Source organism: Alistipes indistinctus YIT 12060 (assembly GCF_025144995.1).
Classification (GTDB): Bacteria; Bacteroidota; Bacteroidia; order Bacteroidales; family Rikenellaceae; genus Alistipes_A; species Alistipes_A indistinctus.
Window position 1 is genome coordinate 2,096,298 of record NZ_CP102250.1, and the last position, 17,050, is coordinate 2,113,347.

Annotated in this window: 28 protein-coding genes; 25 read left to right on the forward strand and 3 right to left on the reverse strand. The window is 57.1% G+C overall.

All coding sequences use genetic code 11. The features are described 5' to 3' along the window. Positions 1–64 precede the first annotated feature (64 nt). From NQ495_RS08725 to NQ495_RS08735, 3 genes are all read right to left on the reverse strand, one after another. Positions 65–1,249 carry an alpha/beta hydrolase gene (locus NQ495_RS08725; RefSeq protein ID WP_009132854.1) on the reverse strand — a complete coding sequence of 395 codons (1,185 nt, stop codon included), beginning with the start codon at positions 1,247–1,249 and terminating at the stop codon, positions 65–67. Positions 1,250–1,267: 18 nt separating this feature from the next. Continuing rightward, the gene (locus NQ495_RS08730; protein WP_147513001.1) at positions 1,268–1,525 is read right to left on the reverse strand and encodes a DUF5652 family protein; all 258 of its coding nucleotides are present in this window, start codon (positions 1,523–1,525) and stop codon (positions 1,268–1,270) included. 73 nt (positions 1,526–1,598) lie between these two features. Next, on the reverse strand, positions 1,599–2,495 hold the full coding sequence (locus tag NQ495_RS08735; RefSeq protein ID WP_009132856.1) for an alpha/beta hydrolase: 897 nt from the start codon (positions 2,493–2,495) through the stop codon (positions 1,599–1,601). A 384-nt stretch (positions 2,496–2,879) separates the two neighbouring features. Between NQ495_RS08735 and rpsL the strand changes: the two genes are divergently transcribed. The 25 genes from rpsL to secY all read left to right on the forward strand — a co-directional run bounded on the left by rpsL (position 2,880) and on the right by secY (position 17,046). After that, positions 2,880–3,278, forward strand: coding sequence for a 30S ribosomal protein S12 (rpsL, locus tag NQ495_RS08740; RefSeq protein ID WP_009132857.1), 399 nt, complete (start codon positions 2,880–2,882; stop codon positions 3,276–3,278). 49 nt (positions 3,279–3,327) lie between these two features. Continuing rightward, positions 3,328–3,804 (forward strand): 30S ribosomal protein S7, encoded by a 477-nt coding sequence (gene rpsG / locus NQ495_RS08745; protein ID WP_009132858.1) that lies wholly within the window; start codon positions 3,328–3,330, stop codon positions 3,802–3,804. A gap of 21 nt (positions 3,805–3,825) precedes the next feature. Then, positions 3,826–5,943, forward strand: coding sequence for an elongation factor G (fusA, locus tag NQ495_RS08750; protein WP_009132859.1), 2,118 nt, complete (start codon positions 3,826–3,828; stop codon positions 5,941–5,943). 8 nt (positions 5,944–5,951) lie between these two features. Continuing rightward, positions 5,952–6,257 carry a 30S ribosomal protein S10 gene (gene rpsJ / locus NQ495_RS08755; protein ID WP_009132860.1) on the forward strand — a complete coding sequence of 102 codons (306 nt, stop codon included), beginning with the start codon at positions 5,952–5,954 and terminating at the stop codon, positions 6,255–6,257. A gap of 237 nt (positions 6,258–6,494) precedes the next feature. Next, positions 6,495–7,112, forward strand: coding sequence for a 50S ribosomal protein L3 (rplC, locus tag NQ495_RS08760; protein WP_040294088.1), 618 nt, complete (start codon positions 6,495–6,497; stop codon positions 7,110–7,112). A 1-nt stretch (position 7,113) separates the two neighbouring features. Continuing rightward, the gene (rplD, locus tag NQ495_RS08765) at positions 7,114–7,743 is read left to right on the forward strand and encodes a 50S ribosomal protein L4 (RefSeq protein ID WP_009132862.1); all 630 of its coding nucleotides are present in this window, start codon (positions 7,114–7,116) and stop codon (positions 7,741–7,743) included. Between the two features lie 13 nt (positions 7,744–7,756). After that, positions 7,757–8,047 (forward strand): 50S ribosomal protein L23, encoded by a 291-nt coding sequence (gene rplW / locus NQ495_RS08770; protein ID WP_040294089.1) that lies wholly within the window; start codon positions 7,757–7,759, stop codon positions 8,045–8,047. Between the two features lie 5 nt (positions 8,048–8,052). After that, positions 8,053–8,877 (forward strand): 50S ribosomal protein L2, encoded by an 825-nt coding sequence (rplB, locus tag NQ495_RS08775; protein WP_040294090.1) that lies wholly within the window; start codon positions 8,053–8,055, stop codon positions 8,875–8,877. Between the two features lie 18 nt (positions 8,878–8,895). Beyond that, positions 8,896–9,165 carry a 30S ribosomal protein S19 gene (rpsS, locus tag NQ495_RS08780; RefSeq protein ID WP_009132865.1) on the forward strand — a complete coding sequence of 90 codons (270 nt, stop codon included), beginning with the start codon at positions 8,896–8,898 and terminating at the stop codon, positions 9,163–9,165. Between the two features lie 9 nt (positions 9,166–9,174). Next, the gene (gene rplV, locus NQ495_RS08785) at positions 9,175–9,612 is read left to right on the forward strand and encodes a 50S ribosomal protein L22 (protein ID WP_009132866.1); all 438 of its coding nucleotides are present in this window, start codon (positions 9,175–9,177) and stop codon (positions 9,610–9,612) included. Then, the gene (gene rpsC, locus NQ495_RS08790; protein WP_009132867.1) at positions 9,596–10,363 is read left to right on the forward strand and encodes a 30S ribosomal protein S3; all 768 of its coding nucleotides are present in this window, start codon (positions 9,596–9,598) and stop codon (positions 10,361–10,363) included. Before rplV ends, rpsC begins: the two co-directional genes overlap by 17 nt. A 22-nt stretch (positions 10,364–10,385) precedes the next feature. Then, positions 10,386–10,814, forward strand: a complete 429-nt coding sequence (gene rplP, locus NQ495_RS08795; protein WP_040294091.1) for a 50S ribosomal protein L16 — start codon at positions 10,386–10,388, stop codon at positions 10,812–10,814. 7 nt (positions 10,815–10,821) lie between these two features. Further along, complete coding sequence (gene rpmC, locus NQ495_RS08800; RefSeq protein ID WP_009132869.1) at positions 10,822–11,019, forward strand: 50S ribosomal protein L29; 198 nt, start codon at positions 10,822–10,824, stop codon at positions 11,017–11,019. 6 nt (positions 11,020–11,025) lie between these two features. Then, complete coding sequence (rpsQ, locus tag NQ495_RS08805; RefSeq protein WP_009132870.1) at positions 11,026–11,280, forward strand: 30S ribosomal protein S17; 255 nt, start codon at positions 11,026–11,028, stop codon at positions 11,278–11,280. Between the two features lie 3 nt (positions 11,281–11,283). Beyond that, positions 11,284–11,649, forward strand: a complete 366-nt coding sequence (gene rplN / locus NQ495_RS08810; RefSeq protein ID WP_009132871.1) for a 50S ribosomal protein L14 — start codon at positions 11,284–11,286, stop codon at positions 11,647–11,649. An 18-nt stretch (positions 11,650–11,667) separates the two neighbouring features. Beyond that, entirely contained in the window at positions 11,668–11,991 is a 324-nt protein-coding gene (gene rplX, locus NQ495_RS08815) for a 50S ribosomal protein L24 (RefSeq protein ID WP_009132872.1), read from the forward strand. Beyond that, positions 11,991–12,551, forward strand: coding sequence for a 50S ribosomal protein L5 (gene rplE / locus NQ495_RS08820; protein ID WP_009132873.1), 561 nt, complete (start codon positions 11,991–11,993; stop codon positions 12,549–12,551). Before rplX ends, rplE begins: the two co-directional genes overlap by 1 nt. A gap of 3 nt (positions 12,552–12,554) precedes the next feature. Beyond that, on the forward strand, positions 12,555–12,824 hold the full coding sequence (rpsN, locus tag NQ495_RS08825; protein ID WP_040294092.1) for a 30S ribosomal protein S14: 270 nt from the start codon (positions 12,555–12,557) through the stop codon (positions 12,822–12,824). A gap of 296 nt (positions 12,825–13,120) precedes the next feature. Then, positions 13,121–13,519, forward strand: a complete 399-nt coding sequence (gene rpsH / locus NQ495_RS08830) for a 30S ribosomal protein S8 (protein ID WP_009132875.1) — start codon at positions 13,121–13,123, stop codon at positions 13,517–13,519. A 21-nt stretch (positions 13,520–13,540) separates the two neighbouring features. Further along, positions 13,541–14,098 carry a 50S ribosomal protein L6 gene (gene rplF / locus NQ495_RS08835; RefSeq protein ID WP_009132876.1) on the forward strand — a complete coding sequence of 186 codons (558 nt, stop codon included), beginning with the start codon at positions 13,541–13,543 and terminating at the stop codon, positions 14,096–14,098. A 15-nt stretch (positions 14,099–14,113) separates the two neighbouring features. Then, positions 14,114–14,476 carry a 50S ribosomal protein L18 gene (gene rplR, locus NQ495_RS08840; RefSeq protein WP_009132877.1) on the forward strand — a complete coding sequence of 121 codons (363 nt, stop codon included), beginning with the start codon at positions 14,114–14,116 and terminating at the stop codon, positions 14,474–14,476. Positions 14,477–14,481: 5 nt separating this feature from the next. Continuing rightward, entirely contained in the window at positions 14,482–15,000 is a 519-nt protein-coding gene (rpsE, locus tag NQ495_RS08845; protein WP_009132878.1) for a 30S ribosomal protein S5, read from the forward strand. A gap of 11 nt (positions 15,001–15,011) precedes the next feature. After that, a complete protein-coding gene (gene rpmD, locus NQ495_RS08850) occupies positions 15,012–15,194 on the forward strand; it encodes a 50S ribosomal protein L30 (protein WP_009132879.1) in 183 nt (60 codons plus the stop codon). A 70-nt stretch (positions 15,195–15,264) separates the two neighbouring features. Beyond that, on the forward strand, positions 15,265–15,711 hold the full coding sequence (gene rplO, locus NQ495_RS08855) for a 50S ribosomal protein L15 (protein ID WP_009132880.1): 447 nt from the start codon (positions 15,265–15,267) through the stop codon (positions 15,709–15,711). Between the two features lie 9 nt (positions 15,712–15,720). Beyond that, entirely contained in the window at positions 15,721–17,046 is a 1,326-nt protein-coding gene (secY, locus tag NQ495_RS08860; RefSeq protein WP_009132881.1) for a preprotein translocase subunit SecY, read from the forward strand. Positions 17,047–17,050 lie beyond the last annotated feature (4 nt).

A 17,050-nucleotide genomic window follows, 5' to 3' on the forward strand; every position in this document is an offset into this window, starting at 1 on the left:
TGTATTTCCGCCCTCGGCTTTTTCCTGTTCCTGCCCCGGTATTTATTTTCCGGGGGCTCCTGCGTTACTGGGGCTGTATTTCCCGGGCGAAAAAATCGCGGAAAAAGAGCAGGTGGTACTCCACGGCATGGCGCCAATAGTCGTGCGTGTGCCGTCCGGGACGCACGATGAATTCATGCGGGACGTTGCGGTAGAGCAGTTCTTCATGCAGGCGCAGGTTTACCGCGTAAAAGTAATCCTCGGTGCCGCAGTCGATAAAGATCGCCAGCTGTCCCGGCTGCAGTTCCGACGAGGGATCCTGCGCGGGAAGGCCCGCCACTTCCCGGCTGCGGTCGTTGAACGGAACGGCCCGCCAGAGCTGTCCCATCACCGAATACTCTTCCCACCGCTGCGGATTGTCGCGGTAGGGGCCGAGGCGCTTTTCGATGTCCCAGTTTTTCGGGAAGGGGCACAGCTCCACACCGCCGCTCATCGACCCGCAGGCCCCGAAGGTCTCCGGGTGCCGCAGCGCGAGGTACAGCGCGCCGTGTCCGCCCATGCTGTAACCGGTGATCGCCCGTCCCCCGCGTCCGTTCCGGGTGCGGTAAAGGCTGTCGATCGCCGAGACCAACTCTTCCGCGACATAGGTTTCATAACGCATCGACGGGTCTGTGGGGCTGTCCCAGTACCAACTGCTGTAACCCCCGTCGGGGCAGACGATGACCTCACCCGTGCGCGAGGCCGCTTCGGGCAGCCCGGGCTGCGTCTTGCCGATCCAGGTGTCGTAACGTCCGCGGAAACCGTGCAGCAGGTAGACCACCGGCCAGCGCCGCGCAGTGTCCTGTCCGTAATCGGCGGGCAGGATCACCACATTTTTTACCGGTTTGTGCATCGCCGTGCTCCAGACGGTAAGCGTATCGACCCGGGGCGTTCGGCTTGCCGCAGCCCCCGCGCCGGTAGTTGGAGGCGGCTGGGGGGATGTTTCGGCCGGGTTCCTTGTCGGGGCCGTTGCCGCCACGATGGAGCCGATCTCCTCTGCGGGCGATGCGTTCCCTGTGGCTGTCACGGCTTCCGTTGCAAAGATATGGCTGCTCCCCGGCGTATTTTCGGTACCCCGTGCCGACAGCGGTGCAACCAGCATGGCCGCCGCCGTTACGAGCAGCAACCCCGACAGCGCGATTCTTTCGCTGCAGGTTCCGGTGTAAACCGTACAGCTCCATCTGTTTTTCCCGGGCATGCGTTCCGACGTGCGAAAATTGTACCTGAGCATCGTGCAGAGAGTTGTCGTTTAGTTTTCCGGAGCCGGACCGGAGGCATCGTCGTGCCGGTCGCCGGGCTTGCTGGCCGGCTCGCTGCGGTGCGTCAGGATGTAGATAACCGGCAGGATGCCCACGGTGTTGAGCAGGGCCAATCCGATGAACCAGGCCAGGTGGCCGTTACGGGCCGCTTTCCAGCAGCCGGCCATTTTCCATGCGGCGTCCCAGACGGCCAAGGGCCAGACCCACCAGGGAATCGTTTGCATCCATGCATCCATTGCGTTATTCATGCTGATAACAGTATTGTGCCGGCTTTCTCCGGCCTTACACCGGGTCCCGGCATGCGCTCTCCCGGTTTAGTGGCTATTGCGGCTGCGCTTCCCGGTCGAAATAGTTGTGGAAGAAGAGCAGCTGGTATTCCAGTGCGTTGCGCCAGTAGTCGTGGTTGTGCGACCCGGGGCGCACGATGAACGTGTGCGCGATGTTGTTGTGCAGCATCGCTTCGTGCAGCGCCAGGTTGACCCCGTAGAAAAAGTCGTCCGTACCGCAGTCGATGATGATCGCCGGACGGCGCACCTCCGATTTCCCGAGCCAGTCGTTGCTGCGGCCTCCCAGTACGTGCGGTTCGGGACGCAGGCGGTAGAGTTGTGTTGCGACCGTGTAGTCGTCCCACACTTTCGGATGGTCGGCGTATTCGCCGAGCCAGCGTTTCATGCCCCACTGGTCGGGAAAGGGGCGGATGTCCACGCCGCCGCTCATCGAGCCGCAGGCCCCGAAGGTCTCCGGGTGGCGGAACGCGAGCCACAGCGCGCCGTGGCCCCCCATGCTGAAACCGGTGATCGCACGCCCGGTGCGGTCGGCTTTCGTCCGGTAATGCTTGTCGATGTATTTGACCAATTCGGAAGCGACGAATGTTTCGTAGCGGTTTTTCGGGTCGGCGGGGCTGTCCCAGTACCAGCTGTCCCTGCCGCCGTCGGGGCAGACCGCGATGAATTCCATATTCGAGGCGTCCTGCGGGAGTTGGGGCCGTGTCTGGTTTACGTAGGCGGCGTAGTTGCCGCCGTGCCCGTGCAGCAGATAAACGACCGGATACCGCTTCTCCGGCGATTGGTCGTAGCTGGCGGGCAGTACCACGACGCTTTTGACGGTTTTGTGCATCGACGGGCTCAGTACGGCTACCGTATCTACCCGCTGGGCGAAGGTTGTGCCCGTGCAAAGCAGCAGCGCGAGCGACAGGTTTAGGAAAAACTGTTTTTTCATACTGTTTTCGGTGGTTTCCCGGCGACGGGCGCGCGTCCTTCGTACGTGGGCCTTCAGCCGGGCGGTTCCTTTCGCAAAGATAATCGAAAACGGTGAACTTTTCAGGCCTCTTTTTGTTCTGTTTGTAATTGTTTGATTGTCAGAGCTTAATGCAGTGGTATTTGTTTTTCTGATGAAAATTGTGGAATCATTTGTAAAAACGATATATGAAACGGTGTGAAAATATGGAATAACCGCCTAAAACAGCGGATTATCAGCGAAAAAAGCATGCGGGAATTTGCAGGTTTGGAAAAAAGCGGTATCTTTGCAGTCCGTTTTGTATAAATGTAAGGGGATTTTATGCCCTTGAGTAAAGGATAAAGTAATTAAAGTAAAGGATTTGAAATGCCAACGATTCAACAGTTAGTACGGAAAGGAAGATTGACGCCCAGCTTTACCAGTAAGGCTCCGGCGTTGGATGCGTGTCCGCAGCGTCGTGGCGTTTGTGTGCGTGTGTACACGACGACCCCGAAGAAGCCGAACTCGGCGATGCGGAAGGTGGCCAGGGTTCGCCTGACCAACGGCAAGGAAGTGAACGCCTACATTCCGGGCGAAGGTCACAACCTGCAGGAGCACTCGATCGTGCTGGTGCGCGGCGGCCGTGTGAAGGACCTCCCCGGCGTGCGTTACCACCTGGTGCGCGGCGCCCTGGACTCGGCCGGTGTGGACGGACGCCGTCAGCGCCGCTCGAAATACGGTGCCAAACGGCCCAAAGAGGGTGCGGCAGCCGCAAAGAAGAAGTAATGCAAAGAACGAAATTGAAACCCCAAAGATTTTTAACAATTTTTAAGTAATGAGAAAAGCGAAGCCTAAAAAGCGAATTCTACTTCCAGATCCCAAGTTCGGAGACGTGCTTGTGACGAGGTTCGTCAACAACCTTATGCTGGATGGTAAGAAGAGTATTGCCTACAACATTTTCTACGATGCCGTAGAGATCGTGGGCGAGAAGATGAAGGATGCAGACAAGGCTCCCCTCGATATCTGGAAAAAGGCCCTGGAGAATATCACTCCCCAGGTCGAAGTGAAGTCCCGCCGTGTCGGCGGCGCTACGTTCCAGGTGCCGACGGAGGTGAGACCCGAGCGCAAAGTTTCTTTGGCAATGAGAAACCTTATCCTTTACTCTCGCAAGCGCGCGGGCCACTCCATGGCTGAAAAACTGGCCGCCGAGATCCAGGCGGCTTACAACGAAGAAGGTGCCGCCTTCAAACGCAAGGAGGAGATGCACCGCATGGCAGAGGCCAACAAGGCATTTGCACACTTTAGATTTTAATCGGTAGAGGAAAGAGAATTTATGGCGACAAGAGATTTAAGATTTACGAGGAATATCGGGATCATGGCTCACATCGATGCCGGTAAAACCACTACCTCCGAGCGTATCCTTTTCTACACCGGTAAGACCCACAAGATCGGCGAGGTTCACGAAGGCGCTGCGACGATGGACTGGATGGTTCAGGAGCAGGAGCGCGGTATCACCATCACTTCGGCTGCTACCACCGCCTTCTGGCACTACAAGGACCAGACCTACCAGATCAACGTGATCGACACCCCGGGCCACGTGGACTTCACCGCCGAGGTGGAGCGTTCGCTTCGTGTGCTGGACGGCGCCGTTGCGACGTTCTGCGCCGTGGGCGGCGTTGAGCCCCAGTCCGAGACCGTATGGCGTCAGGCCGACAAGTACCGCGTACCCCGCTTGGGTTACGTCAACAAGATGGACCGTACCGGAGCCGACTTCCTGGCTGTCTGCGCTCAGATCAAGGAGCGCCTCGGCGCCACCGCGATGCCCGTCGTACTGCCCATCGGCGCGGAAGACAAATTTTCCGGCCTGGTAGACCTTATATATAATAGGGCTATCATTTACGACGATGCGAAAAAAGCCGAACTGGTCAATTATACCTACGAGGAGATTCCCGAGAACATGAAAGCCGAGGCTGCCGAGTGGCGTGCGAAGCTGATCGAAGAGGTCGCTGCGACGGACGACGCGCTGATGGAGAAATTCTTCGAGGATCCCGATTCGATCACTGCCGACGAGTTGCTCGCCGCGATCCGCAAGGCCACTATCGGCATGCAGATCGTTCCGATGCTCTGCGGTTCGTCGTTCAAGAACAAGGGCGTCCAGCTGCTGCTCGACTACGTGATGGCGTTCCTGCCCTCTCCGCTGGATATCGACGCAGTGGTCGGAACCGACCCGCGCACCGGCGAAGAGACTTCGCGCAAGCCGACCGAGAGCGACCCGTTCTGCGGGCTGGCCTTCAAGATCGCCACCGATCCGTTTGTAGGCCGTCTGGCTTTTGTCCGTGTTTACTCCGGTAAACTCGAGGCCGGTTCGTATGTGCACAACAGCCGCAGCGGCAAGAAGGAGCGTATCAGCCGCCTCTACCAGATGCACGCCAACAAGCAGAACCCGATGGAAATCGTGGGCGCCGGCGACATCTGCGCTGCCGTCGGTTTCAAGGATATCCGCACCGGCGATACGCTCTGCGACGAGAACCATCCGATCGTACTCGAGTCGATCACCTTCCCCGAACCGGTGATCGGTCTGGCTATCGAGCCCAAGACGCAGAAAGACCTTGACAAGCTCGGCATCGCGCTGGGCAAGCTCTCCGAGGAAGACCCGACCTTCACGGTGAAGACCGACGAGGACAGCGGCCAGACCGTCATCAGCGGTATGGGCGAGCTTCACCTCGAGATCATCGTGGACCGTCTCAAACGCGAATTCGGCGTGGAGATCAGCCAGGGCGCCCCGCAGGTGAACTACAAGGAGTCGCTCAAATCGAAGGTTCAGCACCGTGAGGTGTTCAAGAAGCAGACCGGCGGCCGCGGTAAGTTCGCCGACATTATCTTCGAGATCGGTCCTTCCGAGGAAGGCAAGGTCGGCCTGCAGTTCGAGGATGTTGTCAAGGGCGGTAACATTCCCAAGGAGTATATTCCTGCGATCCAGAAAGGCTTCGAGTCTTCGATGACCAACGGTCCGCTGGCAGGCTTCCCGCTCGACAGCATGAAGGTTACGGTGATCGACGGATCGTTCCACCCGGTCGACTCCGACGCGCTTTCTTTCGAAATCTGCGCCCGCAACGGTTTCCGTGAAGCCGCTCGCAAGGCATCCCCCGTTATTCTCGAACCGATCATGTCGGTCGAGGTGGTGACCCCCGAAGAGAACATGGGTGACATCATCGGCGACCTGAACAAGCGTCGCGGACAGATCAACGGCATGGAGAGCAAAGGCACCGCTCGCGTGGTGAACGCGAAGGTTCCCCTCTCTGAGATGTTCGGTTATGTGACCGTATTGCGTACGATCTCTTCGGGCCGCGCGACCTCTTCGATGGAGTTCTCGCACTTCGACGAAGTACCCGCAGGCCTGGCCAAGGAGATCATCGAGAAATCAAGTGGTAAAAAAGGATCCGTAGAATAATCAAGATTATGAGCCAGAAAATAAGAATCAAACTGAAAGCATACGATCACAACCTGGTCGACAAGTCGGCAGAGAAGATCGTAAAGACCGTCAAGGGCACCGGCGCCGTGGTCAGCGGACCCATTCCGCTGCCGACGCAGAAGAAGATCTTCACGGTGAACCGCTCGACCTTCGTGAACAAGAAGGCCCGCGAGCAGTTCGAGCTTTCCACCTGCAAACGTATCCTCGACATCTACAGCTCGACGCCCAAAACGATCGACGCGCTGATGAAACTCGAGCTGCCCAGCGGTGTGGAGGTTGAGATCAAGGTGTGATAGGACGGGGCGGGGTGCTCCGACCTTCGGACGACGTGACGGCTGCCGGCTTCCGGCCGGCCCGGTCGCGTCTCCCGCAGGAGCAGGGACCCACCCGGTTGTTCAGATCGGAATTTTTCAACACGATAGCAACACTTTTACAAAGGGCGAAGGCTCGGGAAGGTTGCCCGGCGACGTTCGGCAGCAATGGACGTTCCGAGTGGACGCGCTCTCAAACAATCAAACCAAACGACAAAAATGTCAGGACTAATTGGAAAGAAAATCGGAATGACCTCGGTGTTCAACGAAGAGGGTAAGAACATTCCGTGCACGGTCATCGAGGCCGGTCCGTGTGTGGTTACGCAAGTGAAAACAGTCGAGAAGGATGGCTACTCGGCGGTTCAGATTGCCTATGACGACAAAGCGGAGAAAAACACGAACAAATGCCTGCTGGGCCACTTCAAGAAGGCCGGTGTCGCTCCCAAGCGCAAGATGGCCGAGTTCGGCAGCTTCGAAGGCGAGCTGAACCTGGGCGACGTGCTCACGGTAGACGTTTTCGAGGACAACGACTGGGTCGACGTGACCGGTATTTCAAAGGGAAAAGGTTTCCAGGGCGTTGTGAAACGCCACGGCTTCGCCGGTGTCGGCGGCCAGACCCACGGCCAGCACAACCGTCAGCGCAAACCCGGTTCGCTGGGTGCGTCGTCTTACCCCTCGCGCGTGTTCAAGGGCAAGCGCCTGCCGGGCCAGACGGGCGGCGACCAGGTCAAGGTGCTCAACCTGCGTATCCTCAAGAAGCTTCCCGAGAACAACCTGCTTCTGGTGAAAGGCTCCATTCCCGGCGCCAAAGGTTCATACTTATTAATCGAAGACTAAGATGGAAGTAGCAATTTATAATATTTCAGGCGCAGAGACCGGCAAGAAGGCCACCCTGAACGATGAGATTTTCGGTATCGAACCTAACAACCATGCGATTTATCTCGATGTGAAGCAGTATCTGGCCAACAAACGCCAGGGCACGCACAAATCGAAGCAGCGTAATGAAGTGATGGGTTCGACCCGCAAGCTGAAGAAGCAGAAAGGTACCGGCGGCGCACGCAGCGGCAGCATTCTTTCTCCGTTGTTCCCGGGCGGCGGCCGCGTATTCGGTCCGGTTCCCCGCGACTACAGCTTCAAGCTGAACAAGAAACTCAAGCAGCTCGCCCGTAAGAGCGCGCTGACCTACAAGGCCAAGGATAATGCGATTACCGTGGTGGAAGACTTCGCTATGGAGGCTCCCAAAACCAAGGAGTTCATCGCCATTACCAAAAACCTCAAGCTCGACGGCAAGAAGATCCTGGTGGTGCTCCCCGAGACCAACCCGGTAGTCTCCCTGTCCGCACGCAACCTTCAGAACGTGAAGGTGATTCCGGCTTCGAACCTGAACACTTACGACGTGATGAACGCAGCGGGCATCGTGCTGGCCGAGACTTCGGTAGAGGCCGTTAACCAAATGTTCGGATTGTAATCATTCAAGAGAAATGGATATTTTAATTAAGCCAATTTTAACCGAGAGAATGACGGCTCAGGGCGATAAGCTGAACCGTTACGGTTTCATCGTGGATCCGAGGGCCAATAAGCTGGAAATCAAGGCGGCCGTCGAAGCGATGTACGGGGTGGTCGTGACCGAGGTCAACACCGCCAACTACATGGGCAAGGCCAAAAGCCGCTACACGCGCGCCGGTCTGCTGAGCGGCCGTGCGAACAACTTCAAGAAGGCGTTCGTAACGCTCAAGGACGGCGACAAGATTGATTTTTACAGTAATATCTAAGAGAGATGGCAGTAAGAAAATTCAAACCCATGACCCCGGGTACCCGCCACAAAGTGATCGGTACCTTCGACGATATTACTTCGTCCACACCCGAGAAGTCGCTGTTGGCTCCGCTGAAGAACTCCGGCGGCCGTAACAACAGCGGTAAGATGACCGTCCGTTACATCGGCGGCGGCCACAAGAAGATGTACCGCGTCATCGACTTCAAACGCGATAAGGATACCATGGCCGCTACGGTCAAGACCATCGAATACGACCCGAACCGTTCGGCACGCATCGCGTTGCTGGCTTACCCCGACGGCGAGAAGCGCTATATGCTGGCTCCCAACGGGCTGAAGGTCGGCCAAGTAGTCTCTACGGGCGCCGGTGCGGCTCCCGAAGTGGGCAACACGCTGTTCCTCGCGGACATTCCGCTGGGTACGGTGGTACACAACATTGAACTCTACCCCGGCCAGGGCGCCGCGATGGCGCGCAGTGCCGGTACCTACGCACAGCTTCTGGCTCGTGAAGGTAAATTCGCTATTATCAAACTTCCTTCGGGCGAGACTCGCATGGTACTCGTTACCTGCCGCGCTACGATCGGAGCCGTGTCGAACCCCGACCACAGCCTCGAATCGCACGGTAAGGCCGGCCGCCGCCGCTGGCTGGGCCGCCGTCCGCGCAACCGCGGTGTGACGATGAACCCGGTGGATCACCCGATGGGTGGTGGTGAAGGACGCAGCTCGGGAGGCCATCCCCGCTCGCGCAAAGGTCTTCTGGCCAAGGGCTACAAAACCCGGAACCCGAAGAAAACCACTTCTAAGTTCATTGTATCAGGAAGGAAAAAATAAATTTAAAATAGTAGCGTAATGAGCCGTTCATTAAAAAAAGGACCGTATATCGAACCCAAGTTGGAGTCGCGGGTGATCGCGCAGAACGAGGGGGGGAAGAAGAGCGTCATCAAGACGTGGTCGCGTGCGAGCATGATCTCGCCCGATTTCGTCGGCCAGACGATCGCCGTCCACAACGGGAACAAGTTTATCCCGGTCTATGTAACAGAGAACATGGTGGGTCACAAGCTGGGCGAATTCGCCCCGACTCGTACCTTCCGTGGCCATTCAGGTAACAAGAAAAAATAGTAGGTAAAGATGGGTTCAAGAAAACACATAATGGCCGAACAGTACAAAGCCGAAAAGAAGCAGAAGGCGATCGCGATCCTGAACGATTGTCCTACCTCGCCTCTGAAGATGCGCATCGTGGCCGACACGATCCGCGGCGTTGAGATCAACCGGGCTTTGGGTATGCTTCGCTTCAGCAAGAAGGCGGCCTCGATCAAATTGGAAAAACTGCTTCGTTCGGCCATCGCCAACTGGGAGCAGAAGAACGAGGGTCAGCGCCTCGAGGACAACAAGCTCTGCGTAAGCGAGATTTTTGTCAACGGCGGCACGATGCTCAAACGTATCCAGGCTGCGCCCCAGGGTCGCGCCCACCGCATCCGCAAGCGCTCGAACAGCGTGACGATCGTGGTGGACAAAATGGTAGTTAAAGAAGATAAAAAAAGCAAAGCAGATGGGACAGAAAGTTAATCCGATAGCAAACAGACTCGGTATCGTACGCGGTTGGGATTCCAACTGGTACGGCGGCAAGGATTTTTCGAGCAAGCTGGTCGAAGACTCCAAGATTCGTAAATACCTGGGCGCCCGTCTGGCCAAAGCAAGCATCTCGAAGATCATCATCGAGCGTACGCTGAAACTGGTGACCGTCACCATCTCGACGGCCCGTCCCGGCATCATCATCGGCAAAGGCGGCCAGGAGGTCGACAAGCTGAAGGAAGAGCTGCGCAAACTCACCGGCAAGGAGGTTCAGATCAATATCTTCGAGGTAAAACGTCCCGAACTGGACGCCGTGATCGTCGGCAACAACATCGCCCGCCAGCTCGAAGGCCGTATCTCTTACCGCCGCGCCGTGAAGACCGCCATCGCTTCGACGATGCGCATGGGCGCCGAAGGCGTGAAGATCCAGATCTCGGGCCGCGTGGGCGGCGCCGAAATGGCCCGCAGCGAGACCTTCAAAGAGGGCCGTATTCCGCTGCACACGTTCCGCGCCGACATCGACTACGCGCTGTGCGAGGCACTCACGAAGGTGGGTATCCTCGGCGTGAAAGTGTGGATTTGCAACGGTGAGGTATATGCCAAACGCGACCTGTTCGAAATCACCGGCGCTGCGCCTTCTCAGGGCGGTGACCGCGGAGGTTTCCGCGGTGAACGTGGCGATCGCGGCGACCGTCGCGGCCGTGGCGACCGTCGCGGCGGCAGGGACAGAAAATCGAATAAGTAGGACTTCTTAAAGCGATACAACAATGTTACAGCCAAAAAGAACGAAATTCAGAAGGATGCAGAAGGGGCGCATGAAAGGCAACGCCCAGCGCGGAGCCCAGCTTGCGTTCGGTTCCTTCGGCATCAAGGCTATGGAGTCCACCTGGATTACCGGCCGTCAGATCGAGGCCGCACGTCAGGCTATCGTGCGCTATATGAAACGTGAAGGTCAGCTTTGGATCCGGATCTTCCCGGACAAGCCGATCACGAAGAAACCCGCTGAGGTGCGTATGGGTAAAGGTAAGGGTGCTCCCGAAGGATTCGTGGCCCCCGTTACCCCCGGCCGCATCCTCTTCGAAGCCGAAGGCGTGCCCCTGGCCATTGCGCAGGAAGCGCTCCGCCTGGGTGCCCAGAAGCTTCCGATTACCACCAAGTTCATTGTGAGACGAGACTATACCGAAACATCAATCTAAGAGAGACATGAAAACTTCAGAAATCAGAGAACTTTCCGCAGCGGAACTCGCAGAGCGGATCGAGGCAGAGAAGGCCAACCTTCTTCGCATGAAGGTCAACCATGCCGTCTCACCGGTAGAGAATCCCACCCTGATCAGAAAGGCCCGCAGGGATATCGCTCGCATGCTGACGATTCTGGGCCAGAAAGAAACTGTAAAAGCGTAATTACCCATGGAAAGAAATCTCAGAAAAGAAAGAATCGGGGTGGTTGTCAGCAACAAGATGGATAAATCCATTACGGTTGCCATCAAGCGTAAGGAGAAACATCCGATCTACGGCAAGTTCGTGAACAAGACCAAGAAATTTGTCGCACACGACGACGCCAACAGCTGCAACGCAGGGGATACGGTCCGCATCGCCGAGACCCGCCCCCTGAGCAAGACCAAGCGTTGGAGATTAGTAGAAATCATTGAAAGAGCGAAGTAAGCCATGATACAACAAGAAAGCAGACTGTCAGTAGCCGACAACAGCGGGGCCAAAGAGGTTCTCTGTATCCGCGTACTGGGTGGCACGGGCAAGCGCTATGCCACCATCGGCGATAAAATTGTGGTGACCGTGAAGAGCGCCACCCCGTCGGGCGACGTTAAGAAGGGTACCGTTTCGAAGGCCGTGGTGGTACGTACCGCCAAGGAGATCCGCCGCACGAACGGCTCGTACATCCGTTTCGACGACAACGCCGTGGTGCTTCTCAACAACCAGGGCGAGATGCGCGGCACGCGTATCTTCGGGCCGGTAGCCCGCGAGCTGCGCGACTCGTACATGAAGATCATCTCATTGGCGCCGGAAGTATTGTAATCTTAAACAGGTTAAAAGATGTCAGTTAAATTACATATCAAAAAAGGGGACACGGTAATCGTGAACGCCGGCGACAGCAAGGGCCAGACGGGCAAAGTGCTCAAGGTCCTGGTCGAAAAGGAGCGTGCGATCGTCGAAGGCGTGAACATGGTGTCTAAACACACCAAGCCCAACGCGAAGAATCCCCAGGGTGGTATCGTGAAGCAGGAGGCCTCGATCCACATCTCGAACCTGCAGCCTGTAGACGCGAAAAGCGGCAAGGCGACCCGTGTGGGCCGCAAGGAGGGTGCAGACGGCAAATTAGTACGTTATTCAAAAAAGTCAGGGGAGGAGATTAAATAATGGCTTACGTTCCTACGCTTAAGAAAATGTACAAGGAGCAGGTAGTCCCGGCCCTTGTCAAGGAATTCAACTACAGCAGCGTGATGCAGGTCCCCGTCCTCGAGAAGATCGTGATCAACCAGGGTCTGGGCCAGGCCATCGGCGACAAGAAGATTCTGGAGACCGCCATCGAAGAGCTGACGAAGATCACCGGCCAGAGGGCTGTGACCACCCGTTCTAAGAAGGATATCTCGAACTTCAAACTCCGCAAGGGGATGCCGATCGGCGCCCGCGTGACGCTCCGCCAGAACAAGATGTACGAGTTCCTCGAAAGGCTCGTTGCCGTTGCCCTGCCGCGTATCCGCGACTTCAAGGGGATCAACGACAAGTTCGACGGCCAGGGCAACTACACCCTGGGCATTACCGAGCAGATCATCTTCCCGGAGATCGACATCGACAAGATCAACAAGATCCTGGGTATGGAGATCACTTTCGTGACTACGGCCAAAACTGACGAAGAGGCCTACGCGCTTCTCAAGCAGTTCGGCTTACCGTTTAAAAACGCAAAAAAGAACGCATAAGACATGGCAAAAGAATCGATGAAGGCCCGTGAGGTGAAACGCCTCAAGCTGGTGGAACGCTACGCTGCCAAACGCGCCGCTCTGAAAGAAGCCGGCGACCAGGAAGGTCTGGCCAAGCTGCCGCGCAACTCGAACCCGATCCGCCTGCACAACCGCTGCAAGCTGACGGGCCGTCCGAAAGGATACATGCGCCAGTTCGGCATCAGCCGTATCCAGTTCCGCGAAATGGCTTCGCAGGGACTGATCCCGGGCGTGAAGAAAGCCAGCTGGTAGCCTGCGGGGCGCCATGTGCCGCGAGGCCCGGGCGCCGGAGGACGAAGGGTGTGCCGCCGCCGGACGAAAACCGGACCGGGCGGTTTCCCGGAAGCCTTTTGACGGTACGATTTTTTTTTCTTACCTTTACCGCCTGATTTTTACGGATCTGCCGCGGAGGGGGGACACCCCCTGCCGCGTCGTCCCGTAAAACAAGTCCGGAGTTTGTCTCCGGGGACGCAACGAATTCAACCCGAAGGCCGGGCGCTTTGCCCGCAAAGTGCTGAAGGCCGGTATTAATTTTATTTTAAAACACAATGACTGATCCTATTGCGGATTTCCTGACGCGAGTCAGGAACGCGGTGAAAGCCAACCACAAGGTGGTTGAAGCTCCCGCATCGAAACTGAAGCTCGAGATCACCCGTGTTCTCTTCGAACAGGGTTACATCCTGGCCTACAAGGAGGATACGAACGAGCAGGGTAAGCCGGTCATCAAGATCGCGCTGAAGTACCACCCCGAAACCAAGACCAACGCCATCAAGGGCCTCAAACGTGTGAGCCGTCCGGGTCTGCGCCGCTATTGCAGCGCCGCCGATATGCCGCGCGTACTGAACGGTCTGGGTATCGCCGTGGTTTCCACCTCTAAGGGTATTATGACCGACAAGAAGGCCCGCCAGGAAAATGTGGGCGGCGAGGTGATGTGCTATGTTTATTAATGTTTTTTTAAGACAAGAATCATGTCAAGAATTGGAAAATTACCTGTAAACCTGCCCGCCGGGGTGACCGTCACGGTTAGTCCCGACAACGTGGTAAGCGTGAAAGGACCTCTCGGGACGCTGAGCCAGAAGGTGGACTCGGATATTACCGTCACCGTCGAGGGAAATGAGGTGCACGTCACCCGTCCGACCGATCAGCCCCGCCACCGTTCGATGCACGGCCTGTACCGTTCGTTGATCCATAACATGGTCGTAGGCGTATCCGAAGGCTACCAGATCCAGCAGGAGCTGGTGGGTGTCGGTTACAAGGCCGAAATGCAGGGCAGCGTCCTGCAGATGAGCCTCGGTTACTCTCACGATATCTACTTCGAGATGCCCAAGGAGATCACCGCTACGGCCGTGACCGAAAAGAAGAGCAACCCGATCGTCACCCTCAAGAGCATCGACAAGCAGCTCATCGGACAGGTGGCTGCCAAGATCCGCTCGCTGCGCAAGCCGGAACCCTACAAGGGCAAGGGTATCAAGTTCGTGGGCGAACAGCTCCGCCGCAAGGCCGGTAAATCTGCTAATGCCAAATAGTAAAATCGTATAGCTATGTCATTGACTAAGATAGAGAGAAGAGAGAGGATCAAGATGCGTATCCGCAAGATCGTCAGCGGAACGGCCCAGATGCCTCGTATGACTGTGTACAGGAGTAACAAGCAGATTTATGTTCAGTTCGTGGACGACCTGAACGGAGTGACGCTGGCTTCGGCTTCGTCGCTGGACAAGGAAGTTGCCGAGAAGGCTGCGGGCCTGAACAAAACCCAGGTCGCTGCGTTGGTAGGCAAGCTGGCCGCCGAGCGCGGTATTGCGAAGGGCATCAGCACGGTCGCTTTCGACCGCAACGGTTACCTGTACCACGGAAGAGTGAAAATGTTGGCGGACGCAGCCCGCGAAGGCGGACTTAAATTCTAAGAGATATGTCAAATACGAACATAAAGAAAGTCAGAACAAGCGATCTGGAGCTTAAGGACCGTCTGGTTAGCATCCAGCGCGTTACGAAGGTGACCAAGGGCGGCCGCACCTTTACGTTCTCGGCCATCGTCGTGGTGGGCAACGAGAACGGCGTGGTGGGCTACGGCCTGGGCAAGGCCAGCGAGGTTACCTCGGCCATCGCCAAGGGCGTGGAGGACGCCAAGAAGAACCTGGTGAAGATTCCGGTGCTGCACGGTACGATCCCTCACAAGCAGGAGGCGCGTTACAGCGGCTCGCTGGTGATGATCCGCCCGGCCGCTCCCGGTACCGGCGTAATCGCTGGCGGTGCCATGCGTGCCGTGCTGGAGAGCGTGGGCGTACGCAACGTGTTGGCCAAGAGCAAGGGTTCGTCGAACCCCCACAACCTGGTGAAGGCTACCATCGCCGCTCTGCTGGAGCTGCGTGACGCGCACAGCGTCGCACAGGTGCGTGGGGTCTCCCTCGATACAGTGTTTAACGGATAACAGCGACGAAAATGGCTAGATTGAAAATCACGCAGACCAAAAGCCGCATCGGCGCGACCGCTCAGCAGAAGAAGAACCTCGACGCGTTGGGCCTTCGCAAGATGAACGCTACGGTCGAGCACGACGCTTCGGCGATCATCCTCGGCATGGTGACCAAGGTGAAACACCTGGTCAAGGTAGAGGAGGTGAAATAGTCCTGCGGGACTGTTTCTTCCGGATGCCCTTTAGGGGGTACTATTGGGAAATAATAAAAAAATACGCATAATGAATCTCAGTAATTTAAAACCAGCAGCAGGGTCGACCAAAAGCGATAAGCGTATCGGCCGCGGTCAGGGTTCCGGCCGGGGCGGCACTTCGACGCGCGGTCACAAAGGAGCGCAGTCGCGTTCGGGCTACTCTTCCAAACTCGGTTTCGAAGGCGGTCAGATGCCTCTTCAGAGACGTTTGCCCAAATTCGGTTTCACGAATCTCAAAAGGGTAGAGTACAAGGGTATCAACCTGCTTGTCCTGGAGGAACTGGCTCAGAAGTCGTCGCTGAAGAGCATTTCGGTTGACACGCTGATCGAGGCCGGCCTCGTAAACAAGAATGCACGGGTGAAGATCCTCGGCAACGGTACGCTCAGCGTAGCGCTCGAGGTGACGGCCCACGCATTTTCCAAATCGGCTGCGGCCGCTATCGAAGCCCAGGGAGGCAAGGTGACCAAACTTTAATTTTCAGCGATGAAAAAGTTAATCGAAACCATCAAAAATATATTCAAGATCGAGGAGCTGCGCAAGAGGATCCTCTTTACGCTCGCCTTGATCCTGGTATATCGGTTCGGTAGTTTTGTGGTGATTCCGGGCATCAACCCCGAGTCGCTTTCGGCCCTGCAGCAGCAGGTCGAGGGCAACGGGCTGATGGGCCTGCTGAACATCTTCTCCGGAGGAGCCTTCAGCAACGCGTCCATCTTCGCACTGGGTATCATGCCCTATATCTCGGCCTCGATCGTCATCCAGCTGATGGGGATCGTGGTTCCCTACTTCCAGAAGTTGCAGAAGGAGGGCGAGAGCGGGCGCCGCAAAATCAACCAATGGACCCGTTACCTGACCATCATCGTGCTGCTGTTGCAGGGTCCGGCTTACCTGGCCAACCTGCACGCCCAGCTGCCCGATGCGGCGTTCGTACTGGGCCGTGGCAGCGTGCTGTTCACCATCGGGGCGACGATCGTGCTGATCGCCGGTACGATGTTCGTGATGTGGCTCGGCGAGAAGATCACCGACAAAGGTATCGGCAACGGCGTTTCGCTCATCATCATGGTGGGTATCATCGCCCGCCTGCCGCATGCGCTGATGGCCGAGCTGAACACGCGTTTCACCGAAGCCACCGGCGGTCTGGTGATGCTGGTTGTCGAGCTGGTGCTGCTGTTCCTCGTGTTCTGCGCCGTGATCGCGCTGGTGCAGGCCACCCGCAAGATCCCCGTGCAGTATGCCAAGCGGATCGTGGGTAACAAGCAGTACGGCGGTGTGCGCCAGTACATCCCGCTGAAGATCAACGCAGCAGGCGTTATGCCGATCATCTTCGCCCAGGCGCTGATGTTCATCCCGATGTTCTTCACCCGCTTCGAGGCTACCCGCGGATTCGCGGCCGCTTTCGCGGACTACACCGGGTTCTGGTATAACTTAGTGTTCGCGCTGCTGGTGATCGCCTTCACCTATTTCTACACGGCGATTACCGTGAACCCCAACATGATGGCCGAGGACATGAAACGCAACGGAGGCTTTATCCCGGGCGTGAAACCGGGTAAGAAGACCGTCGAATACCTCGACACCATCATGACGCGGATCACCCTTCCGGGCTCCATCTTCCTGGCGATCGTGGCTATCCTGCCGACCTTCGCGATGAAGCTGGGCATCAACAACCAGTTCGCGCTGTTCTACGGCGGTACCTCGTTGCTGATCCTGGTGGGCGTCGTCCTCGACACTCTGCAGCAGATCGAAAGCTACCTGTTGCTGCGCCATTACGACGGACTGATGAAGACGGGCCGTATCAAAGGGCGCGTCGGTTAATACG

Coding starts and splice junctions, on each gene's coding strand:
- rpmD (WP_009132879.1), top strand. CDS start 15,012: ATGGCTAGATTGAAAATCACGCAGACCAAAAGCCGCATCGGCGCGACC.
- rplR (WP_009132877.1), top strand. CDS start 14,114: ATGTCATTGACTAAGATAGAGAGAAGAGAGAGGATCAAGATGCGTATC.
- rplF (WP_009132876.1), top strand. CDS start 13,541: ATGTCAAGAATTGGAAAATTACCTGTAAACCTGCCCGCCGGGGTGACC.
- rplD (WP_009132862.1), top strand. CDS start 7,114: ATGGAAGTAGCAATTTATAATATTTCAGGCGCAGAGACCGGCAAGAAG.
- rpsH (WP_009132875.1), top strand. CDS start 13,121: ATGACTGATCCTATTGCGGATTTCCTGACGCGAGTCAGGAACGCGGTG.
- rplP (WP_040294091.1), top strand. CDS start 10,386: ATGTTACAGCCAAAAAGAACGAAATTCAGAAGGATGCAGAAGGGGCGC.
- rpsN (WP_040294092.1), top strand. CDS start 12,555: ATGGCAAAAGAATCGATGAAGGCCCGTGAGGTGAAACGCCTCAAGCTG.
- rplW (WP_040294089.1), top strand. CDS start 7,757: ATGGATATTTTAATTAAGCCAATTTTAACCGAGAGAATGACGGCTCAG.
- rpsC (WP_009132867.1), top strand. CDS start 9,596: ATGGGACAGAAAGTTAATCCGATAGCAAACAGACTCGGTATCGTACGC.
- rpsQ (WP_009132870.1), top strand. CDS start 11,026: ATGGAAAGAAATCTCAGAAAAGAAAGAATCGGGGTGGTTGTCAGCAAC.
- rplN (WP_009132871.1), top strand. CDS start 11,284: ATGATACAACAAGAAAGCAGACTGTCAGTAGCCGACAACAGCGGGGCC.
- rplE (WP_009132873.1), top strand. CDS start 11,991: ATGGCTTACGTTCCTACGCTTAAGAAAATGTACAAGGAGCAGGTAGTC.
- rpsS (WP_009132865.1), top strand. CDS start 8,896: ATGAGCCGTTCATTAAAAAAAGGACCGTATATCGAACCCAAGTTGGAG.
- rplV (WP_009132866.1), top strand. CDS start 9,175: ATGGGTTCAAGAAAACACATAATGGCCGAACAGTACAAAGCCGAAAAG.
- rpsJ (WP_009132860.1), top strand. CDS start 5,952: ATGAGCCAGAAAATAAGAATCAAACTGAAAGCATACGATCACAACCTG.
- NQ495_RS08725 (WP_009132854.1), bottom strand. CDS start 1,249: ATGCTCAGGTACAATTTTCGCACGTCGGAACGCATGCCCGGGAAAAAC.
- NQ495_RS08730 (WP_147513001.1), bottom strand. CDS start 1,525: ATGAATAACGCAATGGATGCATGGATGCAAACGATTCCCTGGTGGGTC.
- rplC (WP_040294088.1), top strand. CDS start 6,495: ATGTCAGGACTAATTGGAAAGAAAATCGGAATGACCTCGGTGTTCAAC.
- fusA (WP_009132859.1), top strand. CDS start 3,826: ATGGCGACAAGAGATTTAAGATTTACGAGGAATATCGGGATCATGGCT.
- rplB (WP_040294090.1), top strand. CDS start 8,053: ATGGCAGTAAGAAAATTCAAACCCATGACCCCGGGTACCCGCCACAAA.
- secY (WP_009132881.1), top strand. CDS start 15,721: ATGAAAAAGTTAATCGAAACCATCAAAAATATATTCAAGATCGAGGAG.
- NQ495_RS08735 (WP_009132856.1), bottom strand. CDS start 2,495: ATGAAAAAACAGTTTTTCCTAAACCTGTCGCTCGCGCTGCTGCTTTGC.
- rpmC (WP_009132869.1), top strand. CDS start 10,822: ATGAAAACTTCAGAAATCAGAGAACTTTCCGCAGCGGAACTCGCAGAG.
- rplO (WP_009132880.1), top strand. CDS start 15,265: ATGAATCTCAGTAATTTAAAACCAGCAGCAGGGTCGACCAAAAGCGAT.
- rpsL (WP_009132857.1), top strand. CDS start 2,880: ATGCCAACGATTCAACAGTTAGTACGGAAAGGAAGATTGACGCCCAGC.
- rpsE (WP_009132878.1), top strand. CDS start 14,482: ATGTCAAATACGAACATAAAGAAAGTCAGAACAAGCGATCTGGAGCTT.
- rpsG (WP_009132858.1), top strand. CDS start 3,328: ATGAGAAAAGCGAAGCCTAAAAAGCGAATTCTACTTCCAGATCCCAAG.
- rplX (WP_009132872.1), top strand. CDS start 11,668: ATGTCAGTTAAATTACATATCAAAAAAGGGGACACGGTAATCGTGAAC.